This is a genomic window from Mycolicibacterium vinylchloridicum (assembly GCF_013404075.1).
Classification (GTDB): Bacteria; Actinomycetota; Actinomycetes; order Mycobacteriales; family Mycobacteriaceae; genus Mycobacterium; species Mycobacterium vinylchloridicum.
The window spans coordinates 1-22,125 of the sequence record NZ_JACBJQ010000048.1 but is presented as its reverse complement, the minus strand read 5'-3'; the positions used below and the strand labels follow the sequence as shown (position 1 = coordinate 22,125).

At 66.9% G+C, this 22,125-nt stretch carries 18 protein-coding genes; 6 read left to right on the top strand and 12 right to left on the bottom strand.

Annotation, left to right across the window (positions count from 1 at the left end; genetic code table 11):
- Positions 1-17: 17 nt before the first annotated feature.
- The 5 genes from HPC46_RS27165 to HPC46_RS27145 are packed head-to-tail and all read right to left on the bottom strand — an operon-like array spanning position 18 to position 5,933.
- Positions 18-1,244, bottom strand: coding sequence for an aminotransferase class I/II-fold pyridoxal phosphate-dependent enzyme (locus HPC46_RS27165; RefSeq protein ID WP_179475290.1), 1,227 nt, complete (start codon positions 1,242-1,244; stop codon positions 18-20).
- Positions 1,241-2,164, bottom strand: coding sequence for a prephenate dehydrogenase/arogenate dehydrogenase family protein (locus tag HPC46_RS27160; protein ID WP_179475289.1), 924 nt, complete (start codon positions 2,162-2,164; stop codon positions 1,241-1,243). The genes HPC46_RS27165 and HPC46_RS27160 overlap by 4 nt, the downstream gene beginning before the upstream one ends.
- Positions 2,161-4,230, bottom strand: a complete 2,070-nt coding sequence (gene pabB / locus HPC46_RS27155) for an aminodeoxychorismate synthase component I (protein WP_179475288.1) — start codon at positions 4,228-4,230, stop codon at positions 2,161-2,163. The genes HPC46_RS27160 and pabB overlap by 4 nt, the downstream gene beginning before the upstream one ends.
- Positions 4,230-4,535: a chorismate mutase family protein gene (locus HPC46_RS27150; RefSeq protein ID WP_179475287.1), complete on the bottom strand. Its 306-nt coding sequence runs from the start codon at positions 4,533-4,535 to the stop codon at positions 4,230-4,232. Before HPC46_RS27150 ends, pabB begins: the two co-directional genes overlap by 1 nt.
- 27 nt (positions 4,536-4,562) lie before the next feature.
- Positions 4,563-5,933 (bottom strand): phenylacetate--CoA ligase family protein, encoded by a 1,371-nt coding sequence (locus HPC46_RS27145; protein ID WP_179475286.1) that lies wholly within the window; start codon positions 5,931-5,933, stop codon positions 4,563-4,565.
- Positions 5,934-6,098: 165 nt separating this feature from the next.
- Here HPC46_RS27145 and HPC46_RS27140 point away from each other — a divergent pair, with 165 nt between their 5' ends.
- Positions 6,099-8,318: a hypothetical protein gene (locus tag HPC46_RS27140; RefSeq protein ID WP_179475285.1), complete on the top strand. Its 2,220-nt coding sequence runs from the start codon at positions 6,099-6,101 to the stop codon at positions 8,316-8,318.
- Positions 8,319-8,387: 69 nt separating this feature from the next.
- Here the strand turns inward: HPC46_RS27140 and HPC46_RS27135 are convergent, their stop codons facing one another.
- Positions 8,388-9,476 (bottom strand): DUF2855 family protein, encoded by a 1,089-nt coding sequence (locus tag HPC46_RS27135; protein ID WP_233716750.1) that lies wholly within the window; start codon positions 9,474-9,476, stop codon positions 8,388-8,390.
- A gap of 223 nt (positions 9,477-9,699) precedes the next feature.
- On the opposite strand from HPC46_RS27135, the gene HPC46_RS27130 reads away from it, so the two are divergent.
- Positions 9,700-11,883: a hypothetical protein gene (locus HPC46_RS27130; RefSeq protein ID WP_179475284.1), complete on the top strand. Its 2,184-nt coding sequence runs from the start codon at positions 9,700-9,702 to the stop codon at positions 11,881-11,883.
- 66 nt (positions 11,884-11,949) lie between these two features.
- Positions 11,950-13,407, top strand: a complete 1,458-nt coding sequence (locus tag HPC46_RS27125) for a beta strand repeat-containing protein (protein WP_179475283.1) — start codon at positions 11,950-11,952, stop codon at positions 13,405-13,407.
- Between the two features lie 56 nt (positions 13,408-13,463).
- On the opposite strand, the gene HPC46_RS27120 is transcribed toward HPC46_RS27125, so the two are convergent.
- The 6 genes from HPC46_RS27120 to HPC46_RS27095 all read right to left on the bottom strand — a co-directional run bounded on the left by HPC46_RS27120 (position 13,464) and on the right by HPC46_RS27095 (position 19,255).
- On the bottom strand, positions 13,464-13,814 hold the full coding sequence (locus HPC46_RS27120) for a heme-binding protein (RefSeq protein WP_179475282.1): 351 nt from the start codon (positions 13,812-13,814) through the stop codon (positions 13,464-13,466).
- A gap of 38 nt (positions 13,815-13,852) precedes the next feature.
- The gene (locus HPC46_RS27115; protein ID WP_179475281.1) at positions 13,853-14,158 is read right to left on the bottom strand and encodes a hypothetical protein; all 306 of its coding nucleotides are present in this window, start codon (positions 14,156-14,158) and stop codon (positions 13,853-13,855) included.
- A gap of 116 nt (positions 14,159-14,274) precedes the next feature.
- A complete protein-coding gene (locus tag HPC46_RS27110) occupies positions 14,275-15,720 on the bottom strand; it encodes an amino acid permease (protein WP_179475280.1) in 1,446 nt (481 codons plus the stop codon).
- Entirely contained in the window at positions 15,717-17,249 is a 1,533-nt protein-coding gene (locus tag HPC46_RS27105; protein WP_179475302.1) for an MFS transporter, read from the bottom strand. The genes HPC46_RS27110 and HPC46_RS27105 overlap by 4 nt, the downstream gene beginning before the upstream one ends.
- Positions 17,249-17,554: a hypothetical protein gene (locus tag HPC46_RS27100; protein ID WP_218894726.1), complete on the bottom strand. Its 306-nt coding sequence runs from the start codon at positions 17,552-17,554 to the stop codon at positions 17,249-17,251. Before HPC46_RS27100 ends, HPC46_RS27105 begins: the two co-directional genes overlap by 1 nt.
- Positions 17,555-17,632: 78 nt before the next feature.
- Positions 17,633-19,255, bottom strand: a complete 1,623-nt coding sequence (locus HPC46_RS27095) for a LuxR C-terminal-related transcriptional regulator (RefSeq protein ID WP_179475279.1) — start codon at positions 19,253-19,255, stop codon at positions 17,633-17,635.
- A gap of 158 nt (positions 19,256-19,413) precedes the next feature.
- Between HPC46_RS27095 and HPC46_RS27090 the strand changes: the two genes are divergently transcribed.
- The 3 genes from HPC46_RS27090 (at position 19,414) to HPC46_RS27080 (ending at position 21,408) form a co-directional block, all read left to right on the top strand.
- Positions 19,414-19,827 (top strand): hypothetical protein, encoded by a 414-nt coding sequence (locus HPC46_RS27090; protein WP_179475278.1) that lies wholly within the window; start codon positions 19,414-19,416, stop codon positions 19,825-19,827.
- A gap of 64 nt (positions 19,828-19,891) precedes the next feature.
- A complete protein-coding gene (locus HPC46_RS27085) occupies positions 19,892-20,794 on the top strand; it encodes a hypothetical protein (RefSeq protein ID WP_179475277.1) in 903 nt (300 codons plus the stop codon).
- Positions 20,791-21,408 carry a DUF6308 family protein gene (locus HPC46_RS27080; protein WP_233716748.1) on the top strand — a complete coding sequence of 206 codons (618 nt, stop codon included), beginning with the start codon at positions 20,791-20,793 and terminating at the stop codon, positions 21,406-21,408. Before HPC46_RS27085 ends, HPC46_RS27080 begins: the two co-directional genes overlap by 4 nt.
- Positions 21,409-22,125 lie beyond the last annotated feature (717 nt).

The following is a 22,125-nucleotide window of genomic DNA, read 5'->3' as shown; positions in this document are numbered from 1 at the left end:
GAGTGTGATTGGGTGGACTAGAACCCGAGGGCACGGGCGGCGGTCTCGAGGTGGTGCTGTTGGTGCAGGGCGGACACCGCGAAGCGCATCAGGCCGGTGCCCTTCGCGACGGTGGGGTAGAAGGCGGGTAGGACCAGCACGCCGGCCTGCTTCAACCGGCGGGCCGCGGCGAACGCCTTGTCCTCGGTGTCGAAGACGGCGCCGCGGACCGGCGAGTGCAGCCCGGCGTTGACGAGCGTTCCAGCGGTCAGGCGGTCGAACTCGGCGGCGTTGCGCCACAGCTGCTGCTGCAGGTCGGCGGCTTGGCCGTCGACGTGCAACCAGGCAGCGGCGACGTTGGCCGCGAGCATCGGCACCATGATCGAGTGCCCGAACACCAATGGGTTGGCGAACTTTCGCAGCACCCGCATGTCGTCCTCACTCGGCACGACCACGAACCCGCCCGCCCCGCCGAACGCCTTGGACAGCGACCCGGCCAGCATGACATTCTCCGGCAGCGTGCCGCCGAGAGCCTCGAACGCGTAGCCCGCGCCGAGTCGCCCTTCGATCGAAACCCCATGGGCGTCATCGACATACAGGTGGCCGCCGAACGGTTCGAGGATCGCGTGCATCCCCGCCACGTCGATCAGGCCGCCCATCGAGCCGACCCCGTCGACCAGCACGATCGGCGTGCGGCCGGTGGCGGCGATCTCGCGGACCGCCTTGGGCAGTGCGGCCGGGTCGGTCATGTCGAAGCGCCGGGTCGGGCCGATCTGCTCGAGCACACCGCGGATCACCTGGATGGAGGCGTGCGCGGTCTTCTCGACCAGGAACGAGACACCGGCCTCGGAGACCGGATAGCTGGGCAGCGCACCGGCGCCGAGCAGCGGCAGCACGCCGAGGTGAACGTTACTGACCGAGGTGAAGGCCGCCACCTTGGCGCCCCCGTACATCACGGACAGCAGGTCTTCCAGCTCGGCGAGATACGGCGGACGTCCCCGGTTACGCGAGGTGGAGAAGTGCAGGCCGAAGCGGCTCATCGCCTCGGTCGCCGCGGCGATCAGATCCGGGTGCGATTCCAGCCCGAGGTAGGAGCACGACACGAATTCGACGGCGTCGCTGCCGTCGGCCAGCGTGACCTGCTTGCCGTCCCGTGCGGTGATGACGTGCCCGGTCAGGCCTTCGGCGAAGGCCCGGTCGAGCGAGTCGGAGGTCTTGCTGACTCGGGACGCGACCCAGTTGGGGCGGCTCATCAGTTCGGTCATGTCGTGGTCTCCTTGGTGAGGTCGGTGGTCATGGCGCGCAACGCGTGTGCGCTGCGCTCGCGGTAGGCGCCTTGCAGGGGGCCGAGCACCCCGCGAAGGCGGTCGAGCAGGTCGCCGAATGCGGCGGGGTCGTCGTCATCGACGACGCCGGACAGCTCGGACACTCCGCGCGACAAGGCGCGGCGAGCTGCCGGGGCGTGGGGGTTGGCCGCCTGGACGTCCCAATACACCTCGGGTGCACCGGATGTGATGCGCGCCAGGAGGGCGAGCAGCGCGGCGTGCGGCGGCGGCGCGATCCGATCCAGATCGGCGATGTCGACGTCCAGTTCGGCCAGCGCGGCGCCGAAGGCGATCACTGCGGCGTGGGTGAGGGCCTGGGCGGCGGCGGCGAGCCGATCATGCTGGTCGGCGGTCACGGTCACCATGCGGGAACCCCACGTTTCGATCAGGTCGTGCAGCGCTCGCCCGCGCCGGCCGTCGCGCACGATCACCGAGGCCACCGGGTGGCCGGCGAAACCGAGGGAGGGGGCGAACATCGGGTTGAGGCTGAGCGCTTCTGCGTCGCCGGCGATCGTGGCGGCGGCGTGCAGGACGGGGACCACCGTCGACTTCACCGACGAGGTGTCGACGATGAGGGCGTCGGTGCGCACCGTTCCGGTCAGTCGGCCGATCGCGACCAGCGCCGCGGGCTCGGGGACGCACAGCATGACGGCGTCGGCGGTGCGGACGACGTCGGCCACGCCGGCGCCGGGATCGGTGATGTCGCCGCGCACGAAGCGGCTGACTCGGTGGGTGGGTCCGGGCACGTTGCGGTCGACGATGACGACGTCGTTGCCGGATTCCTGAAGGTGCTCGGCGAACAGCGCTCCCACCGCGCCGGAGCCGCCGGCGACGACGACGCGTCCGATGGTCCCGGTCACTGCGGGTCCTCCTGACTTGCGGCCAGGGCGGTCATCATGGCGCGGGACTTGACGACGGTCTCGTCGAATTCGCCGTCGGGGTCGGAGAGGGCGACGATCGCGCCGCCGACGCCGAAGCTCACCCGTCCGGAGTCGACCACCAGGGTGCGGATCACGATCGACAGGTCGCTCGCCCCGGAGAGCGAAAACCAGCCGAGCGCACCGGAATACACACCGCGGGGGCCCTGCTCCAGCCGGTCGATGATCTCCATCGTGCGGACCTTGGGGGCACCGGTCATCGACCCGCCGGGAAAGGCGGCGCGGATGCAGTCGACCGCCGAACGGCCGGGGGCCAGCGTGCCGCGGATCGTGGAGACCAGCTGGTGCACCGCCGCGTAGGTTTCGACGTCGAACAGCGTCGGCACGTGGACCGATCCCACCGAGCAGACCGTGTTGAGGTCGTTGCGGAGCAGGTCGACGATCATCAGGTTCTCGGCGCGGTCCTTCGGGTTGTCTTGCAGCTCTTGGACAAAGGCGCGGTCCTCGGCGGCATCGGCACCCCTGGGGCGGGTGCCCTTGATCGGCTTGGCCTCGACGGCGCCGTTGAGGTCGATGGACAGGAACCGCTCGGGTGATGCGCTGAGCACGGCCACGTCGCCGAAGTCCAGCAGCGCTCCGAACGGGACGGGGCTCACCCGGCGTAGATGCGCGAACGTGGGCAGCACGTCGATCTGCGTGTGGACGGTGACCATGTTGGTCATGCAGATCTCGTAGGACTCGCCGGCGTTGATCTCGTCGAAGCACTCGTCGATCCGCTTGAGATAGGCGGTCTTGTCGTGCCGGAGCTCGACGTTCATGCCGATGTCGGGGTCGGTCATGGCCGGGCCGGACAGTGGCAGCCGCGCGGCCGGATCGCGCGGAGCGGCGGGAAGAGTGTGCAGTGCTTCCGCGGTGGAGGACAACCACGCCCGCGCCTGGTCGGCGTCTCCCGAGAGGGACAGGGCCAGAAGATAACTGGTGCGCGTTGCGTGATCGAGCACCAGTGCGCGGTCGGCGAACAGCAGCGCGGCGTCGGGGGTGTCGGACTGATGCGCTGCGACGCCCCCGGTCTCGGCCTTCAGCTCGTAGCCCAGATAGCCGATATAGCCCAGGTTGAACTCGAAGGGCAGTCCCGCCGGTGCCGGCACCTCACGGGAACGCAGCTGATCGTCGAGATAGTCGAAGAACTGCTGGCGAATTCGTTCGGTGGTGCCATCGGCTCGGCGGACCACGACCTCCCGGTCGGCGACGTGATAGGTGACCTGCTCGGCGAGTGGGCCTTCGCCGTTGCCCATGATCGAGAAGCGGGACAACCCGTCGATCACCGAGCTGCTGTCCAGCCAAAAGCCCTGCCGGCCATTGGCGAACAGCGAGCTGTAAGCGGCCAGCGCCTCGGGGTGGGCGTCGACGTGCTGCACGTGCAGCTCGTAGCGGGGGGACTCGGCGTCCGCCGTGGGGGTGGCGGCGGACGCCGAGTGGTCTGCGGCGAGGGTGAGGAAGTTGGCCAGAAGTTCGTGGCCGTAGGTGCTGCTGATCGATTCCGGGTGGAACTGCAAGCCCCACAACGGGAGCCGGCGGTGCCGAACGCCCATCACGACGCCGTCGGCGGTCCATGCCAGTTCCTCGAGGTCCTCGGGAAGTGAGGTGACGGCCAGCGAGTGGTAGCGCACGACTTCGAACGGCGAGGGGATGCCGGCGAAGAGGTCGACGCCGGTGTGGCGTACATCGGAGATGCGTCCGTGCATGGGTTCGGGCGCGTTGACGACCTCGCCGCCGAAGAGGTGGCACAGGCCCTGGTGGCCGAGGCAGACACCGAGCACGGGCAGCCCGCTGTCGAGGATCACGCGGGCGCTGACGCCGAAGTCGCGGTCACGGTCGGGCCGGCCGGGGCCGGGTGAGATCACGGCGGCGTCGAACTGGTCGAATCGCAGTTCGGCCCAGGGAGTGTCGTTGCGGACGACGGTCGGCGGCTGGCCGGAGACTTCGCCGATCAGTTGGTAGAGGTTGTAGGTGAAGGAGTCGTAGTTGTCGACGAGTAGGACGCGCATCAGGCCGCGCTCCCGTCGAGGTCGGCGTCGATGATCAGGTCCTCGATGCGGCAGGTTTCGGCGATGATCAGGTCGTAGAACCGCTTCATGAACTCCGGATCGAGGCCGGTGGCCGCGGCGAACCGGGCTGCGCGCTGCTGCACCACGCCGATGCGGTGCGGCTGCATCATCGGCACGCCGTGGTCACGCTTGTAGTGGGCGATGCTGCGGCACACGGCGACCCGTGCGCCCAGCGAGGCAAGGAATTCCACGTCGATGCGATCCAGCTCGGCACGCAGCATCGCAAGGGTGTCTTGGCTTTTCATGGCTCGATCTCCTTCTCAGAATTTCCGTTAACCGCTGATTCCGTGCTGGTAGAGGACCGGCACCTTGCCCCGCTTGGAGCGAGCGAACTGATGCACGCCGGCGCGCTGCACCTCGAAGTCCAGGCACCGCGGGCTGACGATCACCTCGTGGATTTCGTGGGCGTGCCGCATGGCCGCGCGGGCCGCGTCGGTCGTGAATCCAGCTGGGGCGGAGGGTGTTACGAGCAGCCGCACCCGGTACCGGTGGCCCTCCCACAGGACCTGCAACTGGCAGTCGGCCGGCCCGGCCACACCCAGCGGCGCCAACGCAGCCAGCAGGTGGTCGCTGGAGAACGTGATGGTGTCGACGGTCATCGAATTCGGCATCCGGCCCAGCAGCAGCACCGAGCGGGCAGCGCTGCCGCAGGGGCAGGCGTCGGTCATGAACATCCCGCGGTCGCCGAGGCGGTAGCGCACCAGCGCCATCCCCGATGTGGTCAGGGGCGTGACGACCAGCTCGCCGGGTGTTCCGGCGGGCACCGGACGGCCGGCCTCGTCGACGACCTCCAGCACGTTGGCGTCTTCGTGGACGTGGTGCATGCCGGTCGTCTGGTGGTGGCACTGGTAGCCCAGCGGGCCCGTCTCGGATGTCGAGTAGGCCAGTGACCGGACGTTCAGATCCGGCGCCGCCGAGCGCACGATGCGTTCCCGCTCGGCGCCCAGCGATTCGCCGATGAACAGAAAGTTCTGCAGGGGCAGGTCCGGGGTTCCCGCCAGCAGCTCGGCGCCGTAGGCGGGTGAGGACACCAGGGTGTCGATCCCGTGGGCCTCGATGACGGCGGCGGCGTCGGCGGTCGCGGTCAGCTCGCCCATGGCGAAGGAGAGCGCCGGCAGGGCGCGGGTGATGTCCTGGACGAAGAGGAAGGCTCCGTTGAGGTCGCCGGGCCACAGGCAGTTCGCCACCCGGGCCGGCGGTGTCGGCAGGGCCGCGCGGACGCCGCGCACACCGAGGTGTCCGACGCGGTCGGTGAAGTCCCAGGAGTGGTAGAGGACCTTGGGCCGGCTGGCGGTACCGCTGGAGCGCAGGACGAGTCCGGGGCTTTGGTCGAAGAGGAGGTCAGCCGAATGCGGCGGGCAGCCGGCGGACAGGTCCGCGGCGGACAGCAGCGGCAGCACGGCGAGGTCGTCGGCGGTGGCGGTGGGGTCCAGCACCCCGAGTCCGGGGAAGCGTCGCGACACGTTGGTGGACTCGTGCGCGGCGCTCAGGGTGGCTCGCAAGTTGTGCTGCTGGGTGGCCTCGATCTCGTCGCGGGACAGCACGTCGAGGTTGTCCGCGAGGCGGATACCTGCCACATCGCGGAAGCTCGGCCGGGCCGCGCTGCGGTGCGTTGTCGCCGGGTGGGGCAGGTACGTGGTCATGACTCAAATAGTCGTGACCAGCGGCTTCTGGCGTAATCGCCGTGAAGACCAGATTCCCGCTGTCGATAGGGAAGGTTTTTCTATCTGCCGAGTAAGGCCCGTCGTTCGCCGGGGTGTGCTATACCGCTCTTATAGTCGTAGACGTCAATATTCCGGGGGGAAACAATGGCAACTCAGCACATCGGTCGGGTCGGGGCGTTGGCAATCGCGCTCGGTGTCGGCGGGGTGATCGCGGCGCTGCCAGCCGTCGCCGCCGCGGACACCGGCAACTCGGGTAAGACGACCTCGTCGGCGGATTCGTCGGCGAAGGGAGGGCCGAAGGCGCGCAGTGCGGGCGCCAGCTCGGCGAAGAAACCGCAGTCCTCGACGATCACCGTGTCGACCGGGCACTCGCTGAGGGCAGCGAACCGCGTCAAGCTGGACTCGGCGGGCGGCGGTAGCGACCCGGGAACCCCGCTGGCGACTCCGCTGGAGTTGGCGGGCGTGGCCCTGCGTCGTGAGTTGTCGAGTGCCAACGCCACGGTGCTGCCGGCGGCGGTCGTGACCACCGCAGAGCCGGCCGCCGCGGTGCCTGCAGCCGGCACCACGATGACGGACTGGAACAGTCAGGTTGCGCCGACCCTCACCAACTTCATCAAGACCGGAATCGGCTTCGCCGGGTTGAGTGCTGAGCAACAGGCTCTCGTCAATGTGGTGCTGCCCTCGGTCGTCGAGTTGATGGGTAACGCCTACACCAAGACCTCACTGGGCGGCGCCCTCACCGACCTGGCCAACAACCAGACGCTCCTGAACTTCGTCACCGATGAAGTCCAAACCCTGGCCGTCGCCAACGGACTCAACGCGGGGGCCGCCCACGTCGCGGGCCAGGCGATGGGCTACCTCGCTCAGACCCTGTTGGGCAACACCGCTGTCCAGAATGCCGTCAGCACTCTGGCGCACACGTTGACGGTGGTTCCCAACGGGGACATCGACGCTCTGCTCGCCAACCTGAGCTCGCCGACCTACACCCTGAAAGACCTTATCGAACAGGACGTTCAACAGAGCGCGCCGGCGTTTGTGACGGGCTTGCCGGTCCTGCTCGCCGACCAGGCCCTGCGTGCCGCGGTGTTCAGCGCGCTCAAGGGCTCCACTTACGTGCTCGTCGGATTGAGCGGCTGGCAGGAAGATCCGTCGTCCGCCTTCGTGACCTTCATCGGTGATCAGGTCGAACTTGCGGTCGGCGAAGGCGGGGTCTCCGATCCCGTGACCGCCGTCGTCGCACTCGCGGGACGTGCTGCGGTAGAGCACATTCTGAGCTCGGCGATAGTCATCGACGGTGCGGTCGGCACCCTTGAGACCACGGTGTCGACGTTCCTCGACTATGCGGGCGTCAGCACGGCACTCGCGAGCGCTGCCAATACGGTCGCGCAGGCACTGGCCACGGGGACCGAGGCGGAAGTGCAGGCGGCATTGGATGCCGCGATGGCGGCGTTCACCGCCGATCCCAACGTTCAACTGGCCCTCGGTCAGGCGCTCAAGGATGGCGTGAAAGCCGCCGCCGGTAACGCCGACATGCTCTCCGAGATCAGCGCGACGGTCGAGACGTTGATCACCGACGTGGCTACCGCACCGGCGATCAAAGCCGCTGTCCTCGAGCAGTTCGGCGCCAAGTACGGCGGCGAGATCGTCGGCGTACTGGACAACACCGCCGCGATCGAGAGGCTGGCCGGCGCGATCAGCGGTGTGCTGCCGAAGTTCCTTGGGGCACGCGGAGTTCCGGATGCACTAGGTGAGGCCGTCAACCAAGCTGTTGTCGCGATGCTCGCCGGCGGCACCTCGGATGAGGCCATCAGTGAAGCGCTGAATGCGCTGCGTGCCAATCCGTCGTTCGTCGCGGCGCTGAAGTCGACGGTCGCCGCCGCGGTGCGGGGTGTGCTCGGTGTGCGGGCGCTGGAGCAGGCCGCCGCCAGAATCGCGGGTTATGTGATCCAGGACTTCCTCGACGCGTCACCGCTGAACAACCCGACCGCGGAGCGGTTGTTGGCCAGTGCGTTGAAGTCCGCTGTGTATTCGCTTCTGGGCGACGGGTCCGTGCGAACCCTGATCGGCAGCCTGGCCGGTGATCTTGCGATCGGGAAGGCACCGGGGACGGTGGTGAAGTCCTTCCTGGGCGCGGTTCTCTCCAGCCCTGGTGCGCAACTCGCCTTCGGTCAGGCCTTCGGTCAGGCCGTGGGGTCGCTGTTCGGCGGCGGTCCGATCGGCTTCCTGGTCGGCCAGTTCGTGGGGATCCCGACCGGGCTGTTCATCGCGGTGAACTCGCTCCCCGCGCTGCTGGTGGTCCGTTCCGGTCTGCTGGACTCGCTGTTCGCGCAACTCAATTCACTGGCGGCAGTAGGCGTGGCCTGACCTTAGTCGGCGCTGTCATTCATTGAGCGCTGACGCCGCGAAAATGCCGCTTGATTGAGGCGTCAACGCTCAATCAACGCGCAGGATGTGGCCCTCGCTGGCCGGCACGGTGCCATCCAGCAGCGCGGTATAGGACCGCTCGACGGCGTCTCGGGCCTGGCCGGTCACCACGGTCAACCAGGGGTGGTCGGCCTCGGTGACAGGCTCCATGAACGCCGTCCACGCTGCGGCCATCTGCTCCTGGAAGCCGGCCGGGCCCCAGTCGGCGATCCGCTTGCGGGCCTGCTCGGGCGCGAAGAACAACACCGGCGCAGGGCCTGGCAGGTCATCGCCGCCGCCCAGGGCGTCCCAATGGGTGGCGCCGACCGAACAGCTGTAGGCCAGCTGATCGCCGAGCCGGCGATGCACGGCCGCGCGCACGCCGGCGTCGCCGCTGAAATCGACATACACCGACGCGGTCTCGGGCAGTGCCGTCGCGATGTCGTCGTAGCACAGCACGTCGTCGTAACAGCTCAGCGCGCGGGTGAATTCGGCGTTGGCCGGCGATGTGAGTCCGACGACGGTGACCGCCTGACGCCGGGTAAGGCAGAACGCGGTGCCGTAGGCGGTCTTGCTCGACGCACTGGACATGACCACCGTGCTGGCGCCGAAAAATCCGTTGTCCATCAGGAAGTCGTCGATCAGGAACGACGTGGCGAACAATGGACGCAGCAACGCCTGCTGAGCTTCGCGATCAGCTCGATACCCCGGATCGGCGCTGCACCGCACGTACTGGTTGTAGATCGGATGCAAGGACTGCCGGTGCTGCGCGCCGTCGGTGAAACCACCGGGATGCACCCCGGTGGCCTGTAGCACGATCTCGTCGCCGATCGGCCAGTAGCCATAGAAGCGCTCGCCGACGTCAACTCCAGGACAACGTGATTCGACGACAGAGGCAAAGCCCCACACCGGAACGCAGCCCGTCGCGGTATCGCCTGTCGGGAAGAACTGCCAATAGTTCATGACATCGCCCAGTGCTGCGTAGGTGATGTTGTTCGACGTCAGTGCGAACGTGTCGATCCGCATGCGGACGTCGCCGTCGTTGAGGGCTGTCGCGGGCGACTCGACCCACTGGAATGCCCGCAGGTCGTTACGTTCCACCATAAGACGTGTGCTCATACGACTGCGCTCGCTTGCTGGACCTCGATGACGGTCTGCAAAGTCACCGCCGAAAGCTCGCCATCCACTCGGTGGATGTTAGGGGAATTCGCGCCGGTAGCCGGGGTAATCAACAATTTGGCATCCGTTATTCGGGCCGTACACCGGCGCGTCACCGGAGCAGTGTGCTATACCCCTAGCAAATTAGCTTGATCGTCAGCATCACTACGTCGGGGTAGGTGTCATGGGGCAGCAGGGTCGCTACATCGGTCGGGTCGGGGCGTTGGCCGTGGCTCTCGGCATCGGCGGATTCCTCGCCGCATTGCCGGCTGTCGCGGACGCGGACACCGGGACCGGGAATTCGGGGAAGGCGACATCGTCTGCCGGCAAACCGGCCCCCCGGAACGCGGCGAAGGCGGGTCCCCGCACCCCGAAGTCGGCGCCGGCGGCGTCCGTCAAGCCCGGTGTGGTCTCGGCCGCGAGTCGGGCACCACTGGACCGGCTGGGTTCGGGTGACCCCCTGGCCCCGGTGACCGAGTCGCTGTCGTGGGCCGCGCTTGCGGTGACCCGACGGGAACGGCTCGCCACGTCGGCGCGGTTGGTCGACACCGTCCCCAGTCGTGGAATAGCCAGCAGCACAACCGCTTTGGCGCCCAGTGCCAGCGATACCGGGGACGCGCCACTGGCGGCCGGAGCCACCGCAAGCCCCGCCCTCAACACCGCGGTCCGCACCTTCATCGACACCCATCTGCCGGGATGGACGTCGATTGCCGACGAATTGGCGCCGATTGTCGCCGACGGTATTGCGGACCTGCTGAGCAACGGCGCGGTGAGCGCCGAGGTCCAGCGGCTCGTCACGAATACCGCCATCCGCCAATTCGTTTCGACGAAGATCGCGACAGCGCTGACGTACTACGTTGGCGTGCCCTCGTCGGTCGGCACCGTCGTCGGCAACGCCGCAGTCAACCTGGTCACCACGGTGTTGGGCAATGCCGGCGTGCAAAGCGCACTCGACGTGCTCGCCAACGCGGTGCGGCCGGACTCGGCCCAGAACACCGCGATCGCGGCGGCTCTGGAGGCCGGTGACACTGCGCCGCTGGCCTCCTACCTCAAATCGGTCGTCGCGAACTCCACCGACGAGATCGCCACCTTCCTGAGCACCCCGGCTTTCGGGGCCGCGCTGGCTTCGGGGGCGTCGCAAGCGGTCATCGACCTGACCTCGGGTCCGACTGTGCCGACCTGGCTCGGCGACCTCGCCGGGGGCTGGGTGTCGCAGGCGCTGGGCGGCGGCGCGGCAGCCGAGGGTCTGGGCAACGCGGTCGGCAATGCGGTACAGGGCTTGCTGAGCAACACGAACGCGATGCAGGGCCTGGCCACGGTGGCCGGTGCGGCGGTGACGAACATCCTGGGCACGCCGGGCGTGCCCGCCGCCCTGGCCGACTTCGTCACCCAGTTCGGCAGCAGCTACCTGGCGGGCACCGACTGGATCGACGCCCTGGACCTGGCATGGCAAGGGCTGGTCTCGGATTCGGCGTTCCTGTCGGCCCTGGCGCCCGCGACGGGCAGCGCGGTGTACTCGCTGGCCACCAACGCCGGTGTGGTTTCGGCACTGGGTTCGACCGTCACCGGGCTGGTCAACGACATCGCCGGCAATGCCGCCGTCCGGACCCTCATCGGCGAGCTGCTCGGGCCGGAGTACGGCCCGACCGTGGTGAGCACCCTGGCCGACCCGACGTCCGCGGCGCAGCTGGCCGCGACGGCGGGCGCGGTGGTGACCGGCTTCCTCAGCCAGGCGGGGGTGGCCGCGGCGCTGTCGACTGCCGCCGAAGATCTGGTCGCCGCGCTGCTGGCCGGCGGATCGTTGAGCGACGGGGTGCTGACGGCCTTCGGGTCGTTGCAGGCCGACACCGCGGTCGTGGCCGCGTTCAACGCCACCGTCCCGGATGCGCTGAAGGGGGTCCTGAAGGCTCCCGCGGTGCGGGGCGTGATCAGCGAAGTGGCCCAAGGTGTGGTCGCCGATCTGCTGGACAAGACGCCGCTGAACTTCGTGGCGACGAGCGGGGTGACCAAAGCCGCGGTCGACGCCCTGGTGTCCAATCCCGCCGCGCAGAACTTGATCGGCGAGCTCGCCGGCCAGGTCCTGGACGGAACCCCGCCGGAGGACTTGGTGAACACGGTGCTTGCGGAGGTCGTGAAGAGCCCGGCACTGCAGATCGCGCTCGGCCAGGCCTTGGGGCAGGGATTCGGCGCGCTGTTCGGTGACAATCCGATCAGCTACGCCATCGGCCAGCTGGCCGGAGCGGGCACGGCGGCGTTCTTGCTGTTCGCCTTCGGCGCGGCGAACCTCTTCGGGCTGACCGGCGGCTTGACGGCATCCGCGGTCCCGAGCGGCAGCTCCTATCTCCTCATTCCGGTGTCGGTCGCTTGACAGGCCGCCATACTGGACGTCCAGCAAATTGATCTGTCGTGATCTTGCTCTGAGGGGAGAGGCATCATGATCGCCACCGCAAAGTCTCGTTCTACCGTCGCCGGCGTGCTGGTGGCCGGTGCCGCCGCCAGCAGTGTGCTCGCTGCGGCCGCGTTGGGGTCAGCGCCTTCGGCCAACGCCAGCTGCGCGTCGTTCTTCGGTCTGGGGAACAGCGCTGATTGCAGCAGCACCCCGCTGAGCATCGCGATCGCGCTCGGCTCCGGCGCGACCGCTCATGCCAGTGGCCTGTTGGGTGGCGCCTTTGCGGTCGGGACCAATTCGGCCGCCACCACCGGCGACGCGTTCACCCTCGCCACGGCTCTCGGCGACGGGTCGGTCGCGACCGCCAACGGCTTGTTCGGTATCGCCACGCAGCTCGGGCCGAATGGCTCTGCGATCACCGAGGGTTCGGGTCTGCTGGCCAACCCCGGCTTCAACATTGCACTGAATGTCTCGGCACTCGGCGCGCCGACCAACAGCAGCACCGTCACCGCCGGTGGTACCGGCGCGGCCGGCAACATCGCCCTGAACCTCTTCGGTCGGGGGACTGCCAACGATCCGGGCAGCATGGTGGTGACGTCGCACGGGTTGCTCAACATCGCGTCGAATTGGGGCGGCCACGACAACGTCATCGAGGCGGGTGATGCCGCGACAAGCTCGCTGCTCAACCTGACCACGAATCTCTTTGGCAGTAATACCAACGTCACGGCGGAAGGCGGCGTCTTCAACTGGGCGACGAACCTGCTCGGCGACAACAACACGGTCGCCACCAATGGCAGCCTGGTGAACACCGCGAGCAATCTGCTCGGCAGCAACAACACCGTCACCACGACCGGTGGCTATGCGAACTGGGCCCGCAACATTCTCGGCAATGGCAACACCGTGACGATCACCGGCGGCTACTCCAACGCGGTCCGAAACCTGTTCGGCGGCGGCAATACCGTGACGATAACGGGCGGTGCCTACGGAAGCACCGCGCAGAACTGGTTCGGCACCAACAACGCCGTGACCGTCGTGTCCGGCATCTACAGCTCGGCCAGTAACCTGTTGGGCGGCACCGGCAACACACTCTCGTCGACGACCGGGTACCAGAATTCGGTGGTGAACCTGATCGGCAGCAACAACACCTTGAGCGTCGGTGGCGCCGGCAGTAACTGGAACCTGACGTTCAATTCGTTGGGCAGCAACAACGCCGTCAGCGCGGGCGGTGCCGGTGGCAACTTCACCGCCGGGTTCAACGTCCTCGGCGGAACCAACACCGTGAGCGCAGGGCCGGGACCGCTGGCGCTGGCCGGAACGATCTTCAATAACGGTGCAACTGTCACCAAGACCGGCCCCGGGGTCGCGATCAACAACTTCCGCATCGGTGGGGCGCAGGCGACGGCCGGCACGAGCAGCAAGGCGCCGTCGTCGAAAGCCGGTGGTACCGGTAAGAAGTCAGGCAAGCCGTCGGGTACCGGCGGAAGCAAGCGGGCTGGCCACTAGGGCTGGCATGGCTGAAGCCGGGCACCGGCTGGGTGCCCGCCTTTCAGCGACAATCTTCAGCCCATCGGGCCCATGTCGTCGGGCATCGGCGCGTCGCAGCGAGCCCGGAAATCGGCTGCCGGCTGCCGCACGGCCTTGATCTGATCCCGGACTTCAGGATTGGCCTGTAGGTAGTCGGAGACCGCGGTGCGCATCTCGTCGCGTGACTTGCCCTTGAGGCCGGTGAAGAAGGCGTTCACGTCGGGATGGGTGAACAGATACACCGACATGCCGGCGTTGACGCCGGACAGGACCTGGGTGAGGTCGCCTGCCGTGCAGTTGGGTTCGTCGGCGGCGGCGGTTGCCGTGCTGCCGAGCAGGGCCGCGCTCGCAATGATGCTGGCGCCGATCAGGTTTCGGAACGACATTCGACTGCTCCTTATCGAAGGTACTGGTGGATAGGCGCTTAGCGCGGACCGACGCCCGGTCTGCCGGGTCGGATGGGCGGGCGAGGTGGCGGATTCGGCCGCGGATTGAGGTCGATGTCGACGCCCCACATGTCGTCGCAATACCAGGGATCGGCGCAGTAGCCGGGATAGGCCGGCCCGGCGATCGGTGCAGTGGGTCCACCGCCGCGCACTTCGCCCTGCGCGCATACGGTTGCCGCGCCGGCGTTGGTGCAATCCGCGGCCGCCGGTGTCGCGGTAAAGAGGCTGCTGGGCACCAGCGTGGCGATGACGCCGAGCGTGATGTGCCATTTATTTCTTCGCACTGCATCCCCCGATCAGACGCCGCCACGGTGTTGAGTTGTGCTTGACCACGAACCTACTATTTGTGCAGCCTAGTACCGGTCGCGCCAAACAGCGCCGATTGGCTACAAGATTTCTTTCAGCTGAACTCGTCCTCGCCCGGCTCGGTCTCCAACACTTCACGGTTGGTCAGCATCATCGCGGCGAAGTAGAGCCCGCCGACCACCATCAGGCCCAGCACGATCAGGCCGGGCACCCGGGCCTCACTCGGGGAAACCAACGTGAAGACCGCGAACGCCACCCAGACGAGGGCGACGTAGGCCACCGGCAGCTCGAAACGTCCGAGGCTGAATCCGCCTTCCTTGGTTTCCAGGCGTTTGCGCACACAGAGGTACAGCACGACGATCCCGCCGTAGAGGACGGCAGGCAGGATCGTCGACGCGACGATCAGCTGCAGCAGTGCCGCACCGGGCAGCGCGACCATCAAGACCGCCCCGATCACCAGGATCAGGATCGTGGCGGGTATCGGAGTCTTGGTGCGCGGGCTGACTCTACGGATCAGCGTGTGGGCGGGAAAGCGCCCGTCGCGGGCCATGGCGAACGCCTGGCGTGAGCAGGCCGCCGTCATCACCATGCCAGCACCGAACATCGCAAACACAATGCCCGCCAACAGAACTCGCTCCATCACCGGGCCGATTTGATCGCGAATGATCGTCGCCACTGGCGAGCCGCTGGCGGTCACCCGGCCGATGTCCTTGATCGCCAGGGTGAGGATGAGGACGAAGACGAAACCCAGGACGGCAGAAGCCACTACCGACGAGACGATGGCGCGCGGGACGCTGCGAAACGGATCCTTGGCTTCCTCAGCGAGATTCGCCGCGGAATCGAAGCCGACGAGCGTGACCAGGCCCATGAGCATCGACGCCATCAGCGGCCCGCCGATCCCGAAGTAGTTCGGTGCATCGGCGGCCACACCGCGCGACCCGAGATTGTCGACGGTGCCGGTCCCGGAGAACACCATGACCGCACCGAGGCCGACGATCAGCGCCACCAGGATCACCAATTCGAGACCCACCGTGGTGGAGGTGACCATGCCCAGCAGCCGGGTGGACGCGATGACCAGGACGGCCTCAGTGAGCATGAGCGCCAACGTGATCAGGCGTGCGACGTCCTCGTCGGGTGCTATCCCGAGCAGGGGCATGAGGGCTTGGCTGGCCAGTGCGTTGTTCATCGCGACGACGCCGATGGCCAGGAACCAGAACGTCAGCCAGCCGAAGAACCAGCCGACTTTCGGGTTCGCCAGCCGCGAGGCCCACTGATAGGACGAGCCGGTGAGCGCGATCCGGGCAGCGAACTGCGCGACCACCAATGCGACGAGGGTCTGGCCGATCGCGACGATGATCCACAACCAGATTCCGGCCGGCCCCGAGTAATTGAGCACGATGCTGTAGGACGCGAAGACGGCGACGAGCACCGAGATGAACGCGAACGAGATGGCGAACAACTGAAGCCCGCCGAGGGTGCGATTCAGCTCGGGTTGGTATCCGGAGTGCCGGATTTCCTCGTCGGTGGATTCTGCGGTCATCGGGGGACGCATCCTTCCTCGGAGTCAACGCAACGATAGGCGAGCGACGACGCTGTGGCGTCGGGTTTGAGCAGCATCCACACCGCCACCGCGGAGGTCAGCAGCAGGGCCGACCCGATGCCGGCGGCGACGGCCACGCCGCTGGCGAAAGCGCTTTGGGCGGAAGACAGCAGGGCGTGGGCCTGCTGGCCGCCAAGGGTCTCGGCCGCGCGGTGGGCGGCGGTAAGCGATTCTTCCGCATGCGCAATCACGTCGTCGTGGATGCCGGGCGGGCGGTCCAGGCCGCGGTACACGGCGGCGATCACGCTGCCGAGCACGGCGATTCCGAGCGCCATCCCCAGCTCGTAGGCGGTCTCGGAGATACCGGCCGCCGAGCCGGCGCGTTGCGGCGGGACGCAGGTGATGACGACGTCGTTGGCCACCGCGAAGGCCATGCCGAGACCCGCCCCGATGACGAACAGCGCGACACCGAGTTGCGGATACGTGGTAGCCGGGGTGATCAGCGTCAGCGACGCCATCGCGGCCCCGATCATGCCCAGCGCCGCCGTGAGCACCGCGCGCTGCGACCAGTGCCGCGAGGCGACCCCGGCCAGCACACCGAATACCGTGGCCGCCACCGCGGCGGGCAGTTCGGCGGCCCCGGCCTGCAGCGGGCTGTACCCGTCGACCAGTTGGAAGTACTGGGACAGGAAGAACAGCACCCCGGACAGCCCGAGGATCGACAACATGTTGGCGGCGATCACCCCGGAGAAGGCGCGATTGCCGAACAGCCGCACGTCGATCAACGGGTGGGGCACACGCAGCTGGCGTCGGACGAAGAGGATCAGTGCCGCGGCACCCACCACGCCGGCGACGACGACGTCGTGGTGCAATCCCTGCGCGGCAGCCTGTTTGGCGGCGTAGACCACACCGAGGATGCCGACGAGAGACAGCCCGACGCCGAGCGGATCCCACGGCCCCGGTTCGGGATTGCGCAATTCGGGGAGCAGGACGGTGCCGCCCAGCACCAGCACGATGATCACCGGCACGTTGATCAGGAAGACCGAGCCCCACCAGAAGTGCTCCAGGAACAGCCCGCCGATCACCGGCCCCAGCGCGGTTCCGGCGGAGAACACCGATGCCCAAATACCCACGGCCACAGTACGTTCGCGCGCGCTGGGAAAGATGCCCCGGATCAGGGCGAGGGTCGACGGCGCCAGGCTGGCACCGGCGAGGCCGAGTAGCGCCCGCCCGGCGATCAGCAGCTCGACCGTTGGCGCGTAGGCAATGACCACCGAGGCCGACGCGAAAGCGGTTGCGCTGCAGAGCAGTAACTTCTTGTGCCCGATGCGGTCACCGAGGCTGCCCATCGTGACGAGCAGGCCGGCGAGGATGAATGAGTAGATGTCGCCGATCCAGAGGATCTCGGTGGCGTTGGCCCCGAGTTGCTTGCCGATGATCGGTGTCGCGACGGCCAGGGCGGTGCCGTCGACTCCGATCAGCAGCACACCCAGGCTGAGCACACCGAGTACGAGCCAGCGGTGGGGGATCACGCGTGGCAGAACACGTGCACGTAGGCGGTCTCGAAGGCGTCGCGCTGCTGGCCGCCGTGGTGTTCGTGGCGCTCTTGGTGCACGGAGATGACGGAGCACTTGGCCAGCGGAGTGGCGTCATCTTTGTCGACGACGACGTGGATGCCTTGGTCGCGCAGATGGCCGACGGTGTCGGCGGCGGAGACGGTGCCGCCGTCGGTGTCGGGGGTCTCGGCGGCGGCGTGGCCGGCCAGCCCGATGGCGAGGGCGGCGAGAACCGGGGCGGCCAGGGTGGTCAGTGCGAGCTTGGCTGTGATGGTCATGCTGATCAAGTTATGGCGCGCAGGCACCCCGCAACATCGGGCGAAATGTGCGTTTGTGCAGGCAGACTATGGTGCAAATTATGTAGACGCGCCGTGCAGCGCCTTGTTTTCGTGGGCCCAGGCCACCGCGGCGGTGCGCGAGGAGACGCCGATCTTGACGAAGATGTTGGCCAGATGCCGGGCGGTGGTCTTCTCGCTGATGAACAGCTTCTTGGCCAGGTCACGGTTGGACAGGCCCGCGGCGACGCCGACCAGGACCTCGAGTTCGCGCTTGGTGAGGCCGCCGGGCGTCGCGGTCGGTGCCGCCTGGGTGGGTGCGGCGCCGAGCTGGCGGTAGATGGCCTCGGCGTTGGCGGCATCGGTGGCGGCGCCGTCGTTGTCGCCGGTGCCCAGGCGGGCTTGGGCCATCCACTCGTAGACCTGGGCCAGCTCGTAGCGGCACTGGGTGTTGCGGTAGCGGCGTAAGGCGTCCTGCAGCACGGGCAGGGCTTCGTCGGGTTTGCCTTGTTTGACCAGAACCGCGCCGCGGGCGTGGGCCGCCCAGGCCCGGAAACCGGGGGAGTCGAACTTCTCGGCGCCGTCTTCGAGCTGCGTGCAGTACTGGTCGGCTTCGTCGATTCTGTTGCGCGCCAACGCGATTTCGACGGCGGCGGGCAACAGTCGGGTGCGGTTGATCTCGTCCTGCTCGGCGTCGAGGCGCATGCGCAGATCGGTGGCGGCGGCGTCGTGCTCGCCGAGGTGGCAGCGCAGGAGTGCCTCGCCGGGTTGGGGTTCCTTGTTGTGTTCTCGTGCTTGGCGGAACGCTTGGTGGGCTCCCTCGACGTCGCCCTTGCGGCGGCGGATCTCGCCGAGCTCGTAGTAGCCCATGCCGGCGGTGCCGGGGAAGTCGCCGAGAGCGGCGATGGCGTCGGTGAGCCGCTGTTCGACTTCGGCGAAGGTCTGGGTGGCGCTGTGCAGGTCCATCTTGTGGACCTCGCAGGTGGTGCCGTACCAGGAGGAGGTGACCTGCGGGCCTTTGCGCCAGACCTCCATGGCTTCGAACCAGGACTTCATGCGGGCGAGGTCGGCCAGGCGGTGGCATTCGTGGATGACGGCGCAATAGATGTCGCCGGCCCAGTCGACGGGGACCTGGTCGGCGAGGACGGGCATCATCGCCTCGTCGAGTTGGGCGAAGGCCTCGCTGGTGCGGGCGAACGGCAGCATGGTGACGCCGCTGGCCGTCGAGCACAGGGCGTTGAAGCCGGGATCGTTGAGCCTGGTGGTGACTTCCTGGAGTTGCTCGGCGAGGTCTTTGGCGACGTCGTTGCGGGCTTCGTCGATGGCGACGAGGGAGTCGACGTAGAGCAGGTAGGCCAGGATTCGGTCGTCGGGCTGTTTGTCGTGCAGGCGGCGGGCGCGGTTGATCCAGACGCGGGTGATGGTGAGGTCGCCGCCGTTGAACCACTGCAGGGCGACCTCGACGGCTTTCATCGCGGCGCCGGGGACGTCGTTGGCGGCGTTGAGGCGGTTGAAGGCCTGTTCAGAGAGCTGCATGGAGTGCCGGCCGTGGCCGAGGCGCCAGGCGGCGAGGCCGTAGGAGGACAGGTCGTCGGTGGTGAGTTCGTCTGTTTCCTGGGCCGCGGTGAAGTGGTCGTAGGCAGCGTGCCAGTCGCCGGTGGCGTACGCGGCGCGCGCGGCTTCGAGGTGGTCGTCAGCAGCCATGGTGATCGGGGCTAACGGTAGTCGAGGTCGTGACGATGTAGAGGCTGAACAGTGCGGGTTTTCGGTGGTCCTTGTGCTGCTGCAAAGTCTCGTGCTGCGGGTTCGCAGGTTGTCGGCATACTGTTGGCAACCGTCGACTGTTTGGTAAGGGGTTGTTCATGCGCGCTGGGCTTGTCGCCGCGGTGGTGTGCGGGCTGGCTGTGGGCATGGCCCCGGCCGCTCACGCGTCCGAGGATCTGATGAGCGGCAGCTTCACCGTGAAGGGCCCCAACGAGGTGATCGACACCTGGACGATCTCGAACCTGTGCAACGTGATCGAGACCGGGTGTGTGGCTAACGTGACGTCGCCGCTGATCGAGGGAAAAGCGGTCTATCAGGGCATGCATACCTGGGCGATGAAGATTACGGGTCAGGTGCCGGTGTGCCCGGACAAGACCAAGACCCGCGGCGCGATGGTGTTCACCTGGAACTCGCAGACGCTGCAGGGTGAGCTGATGGAGATTCAGCAGGGCAACTGCCAGATGACCAGGCCGGGGCAGAGCCAGATTCCGATTACGTTGGTGCCGGCGTAGGGGATTGGGGTAGGGCTCGCCGGAAGGCCGATGACTAGTCGGTCCGCCGGGCTACTTTGTGGCAATGCGCTGGTACGCCCGCCCCGAAAACGACGCCCACCGTCTCAGGGTTGCGCCGCGTCTGGCGTCGTGGAACAAATCCGACGACCCAGATCAGGTTCGACTGCGCGCGTATTTGGACGACACGGCGGCGCTCCTCGCCGAGTCAAGGGTTGACGGCGAATGGGCACTTCGGCTCGATGTCGGAATGTCGGAGGGGCGCGACCTACTCGGCACGTCAGATCTCGACAATTTTGCTTACCCACTCGCCTATCACCTGAGGGATCCCGGGCTTGTTTCGGTGTGGTGCACAAAGCAGCACAGCGACCGGTCCTTCGTACGAATTGACGCCGCCCGCGAGGTGTCGGCACCCTCGGCGGAGGTGCTAGTCGCGAGAACAACCGTGTCGGCGTCGACGGCTGCCTACAAAGAGCAGATCCGCGTCGCCGTGGTGGGTGCAACAGAACTTCCGTCCGGACCCGTCAGGCTCGAGCTTGCATTTGTTGTAGGCCCGAGGAGGAATTGGGTGAACCTCTGGAAGCAGACAATCGACGCGCTCGATCCAATCTTGGGACGCACCAACGCAGACCGCGACTGGCATCCACGAGACGGCAGGATCATCGAACTCGGTATGCATGTGACTGTGGATCCTGCTGCTGGCAACGAGATCGTGGTTGGCATCGCCGCGTCGCCGGCATCCACACCCCTCGCCGCGACAGCTGCTACAGGGATTGCGATGCCTGAACGGAAGGTCGTATTTCGAGGCCATGGCATGTGTTTAGGCAAGTACGAACTGCGGGACGGAACGGCGACGGCGTGGGACGTTTCGTTCCCGCACTGGCCAACTGCAATGCAGATGTCGACCGAACAAGCTAAAGCGATGCGCGACGCCTTAGTCGCCGTGCTCGGTGACGAGCACGCTCAATGACCAGGTTTCGGTTCGACCTAGCTGAGTGGTTCTCCGACAACGCGGACCAAGTCCGCAGTGATCTTGTCGGGTACTTCGGAGGAGTTGAGCCAACCTTCACCGGACGGTGGTTCGAGGAATTTGCGGTCATCGGTGATCCGAACCGGTTCGAAGCCTCAGACCTACTCGCTGTCGAAGCCCTCAGCGTCACGGTGCCCACCGAGGCTGCAGCGTCCCTTCTCATTGCGAATAGCGAGCGCTTCAACTCGCTACTGAAGCAGATCCCACGCGAGCAGAACCTGTGGGAAGTGAGTCGATCAGATGTCAGCGTGGGAAGTGCCGCCGGCAACTTGCATGCGGAGCTGCGGACCTTGGCAGGCATCGGGTGGGTTGTCGCGGGCAAGCTCATGGCGGCCAAACGTCCAAAGCTCATTCCGATACTCGACAACGAGGTCAACAACTACCTGCAGCCCCCGAAGGGACGGTTTTGGCTGGCGCTGCACGACGAGTTGTCGGAATCATCACGCCGTCAAATCATTTCGGACGTGTGCCGGGTCGTATCCCCACGAGTAAGTCTGCTCAGACGTATCGACGTTGCGCTTTGGCGAGCAGCGAAGCGTTGGCCGCGCAATTGAGCGAGTGCGCTGGCGACCCTCCAGCGTGTTACCTCTCGCTATCAGCCAGTCGCTGGTCGAGATATCGCCTCACCGAGGGATTTGCAATCAAGTGCTTCTCGCCGTTGCGTCCGTGAAGGTGCCAGTGCGACTTCACGTGTTCGACGACGACCGTGTGAAGTGGATCGATCCCGATGAGCATGCCTCGCGCCGACAAAAGGCGGCCGTGTCCGCGAGCCTCCTGGCGGCTAGGTGTCCGCGTTGACGAGCACGCGTGACACAGCCACATGCCGCTAAGCGGCTCGCGGATGCACCTTTTGCATATCGCGACGCCACAGCAATCGCACGTGACGATGCGATCCACGCATGCTGCACAACATAGTTGGTGGCAGTAGCCGCATTGGGTGTAGACCGATCCGAAGTGCCCCTCGCGATCGATCCCTCCCCAATCAAGGGCTTGCCTTGTGATTTGGTCGGTTCGACGGGCGTCGGTATGACCGGGAGCGAGGGTTGTCTCGTACCGCCAGTGGGAACCATCGGCCATAGTGATCGTCTGCTCTACCAACGCACCGATATCGACTCGGACCCTCGGCGGCGGATTGATCAACTTTGGTCAAGTCCAGGGGCGTGGTGTACGACGTCGTCGTGTGATTCTTCGATGTGATGGTTCAGGCGGTCAGTGCCGCGGGGGTGGCCTCCTGTTCGGTCGGTGAGCTCTGATCGGCTCGGGATTTGCTG

Coding starts and splice junctions, on each gene's coding strand:
- HPC46_RS27165 (WP_179475290.1), bottom strand. CDS start 1,244: ATGACCGAACTGATGAGCCGCCCCAACTGGGTCGCGTCCCGAGTCAGC.
- pabB (WP_179475288.1), bottom strand. CDS start 4,230: ATGCGCGTCCTACTCGTCGACAACTACGACTCCTTCACCTACAACCTC.
- HPC46_RS27150 (WP_179475287.1), bottom strand. CDS start 4,535: ATGAAAAGCCAAGACACCCTTGCGATGCTGCGTGCCGAGCTGGATCGC.
- HPC46_RS27145 (WP_179475286.1), bottom strand. CDS start 5,933: ATGACCACGTACCTGCCCCACCCGGCGACAACGCACCGCAGCGCGGCC.
- HPC46_RS27140 (WP_179475285.1), top strand. CDS start 6,099: ATGGCAACTCAGCACATCGGTCGGGTCGGGGCGTTGGCAATCGCGCTC.
- HPC46_RS27135 (WP_233716750.1), bottom strand. CDS start 9,476: ATGAGCACACGTCTTATGGTGGAACGTAACGACCTGCGGGCATTCCAG.
- HPC46_RS27130 (WP_179475284.1), top strand. CDS start 9,700: ATGGGGCAGCAGGGTCGCTACATCGGTCGGGTCGGGGCGTTGGCCGTG.
- HPC46_RS27125 (WP_179475283.1), top strand. CDS start 11,950: ATGATCGCCACCGCAAAGTCTCGTTCTACCGTCGCCGGCGTGCTGGTG.
- HPC46_RS27120 (WP_179475282.1), bottom strand. CDS start 13,814: ATGTCGTTCCGAAACCTGATCGGCGCCAGCATCATTGCGAGCGCGGCC.
- HPC46_RS27110 (WP_179475280.1), bottom strand. CDS start 15,720: ATGACCGCAGAATCCACCGACGAGGAAATCCGGCACTCCGGATACCAA.
- HPC46_RS27100 (WP_218894726.1), bottom strand. CDS start 17,554: ATGACCATCACAGCCAAGCTCGCACTGACCACCCTGGCCGCCCCGGTT.
- HPC46_RS27095 (WP_179475279.1), bottom strand. CDS start 19,255: ATGGCTGCTGACGACCACCTCGAAGCCGCGCGCGCCGCGTACGCCACC.
- HPC46_RS27090 (WP_179475278.1), top strand. CDS start 19,414: ATGCGCGCTGGGCTTGTCGCCGCGGTGGTGTGCGGGCTGGCTGTGGGC.
- HPC46_RS27085 (WP_179475277.1), top strand. CDS start 19,892: ATGCGCTGGTACGCCCGCCCCGAAAACGACGCCCACCGTCTCAGGGTT.
- HPC46_RS27080 (WP_233716748.1), top strand. CDS start 20,791: ATGACCAGGTTTCGGTTCGACCTAGCTGAGTGGTTCTCCGACAACGCG.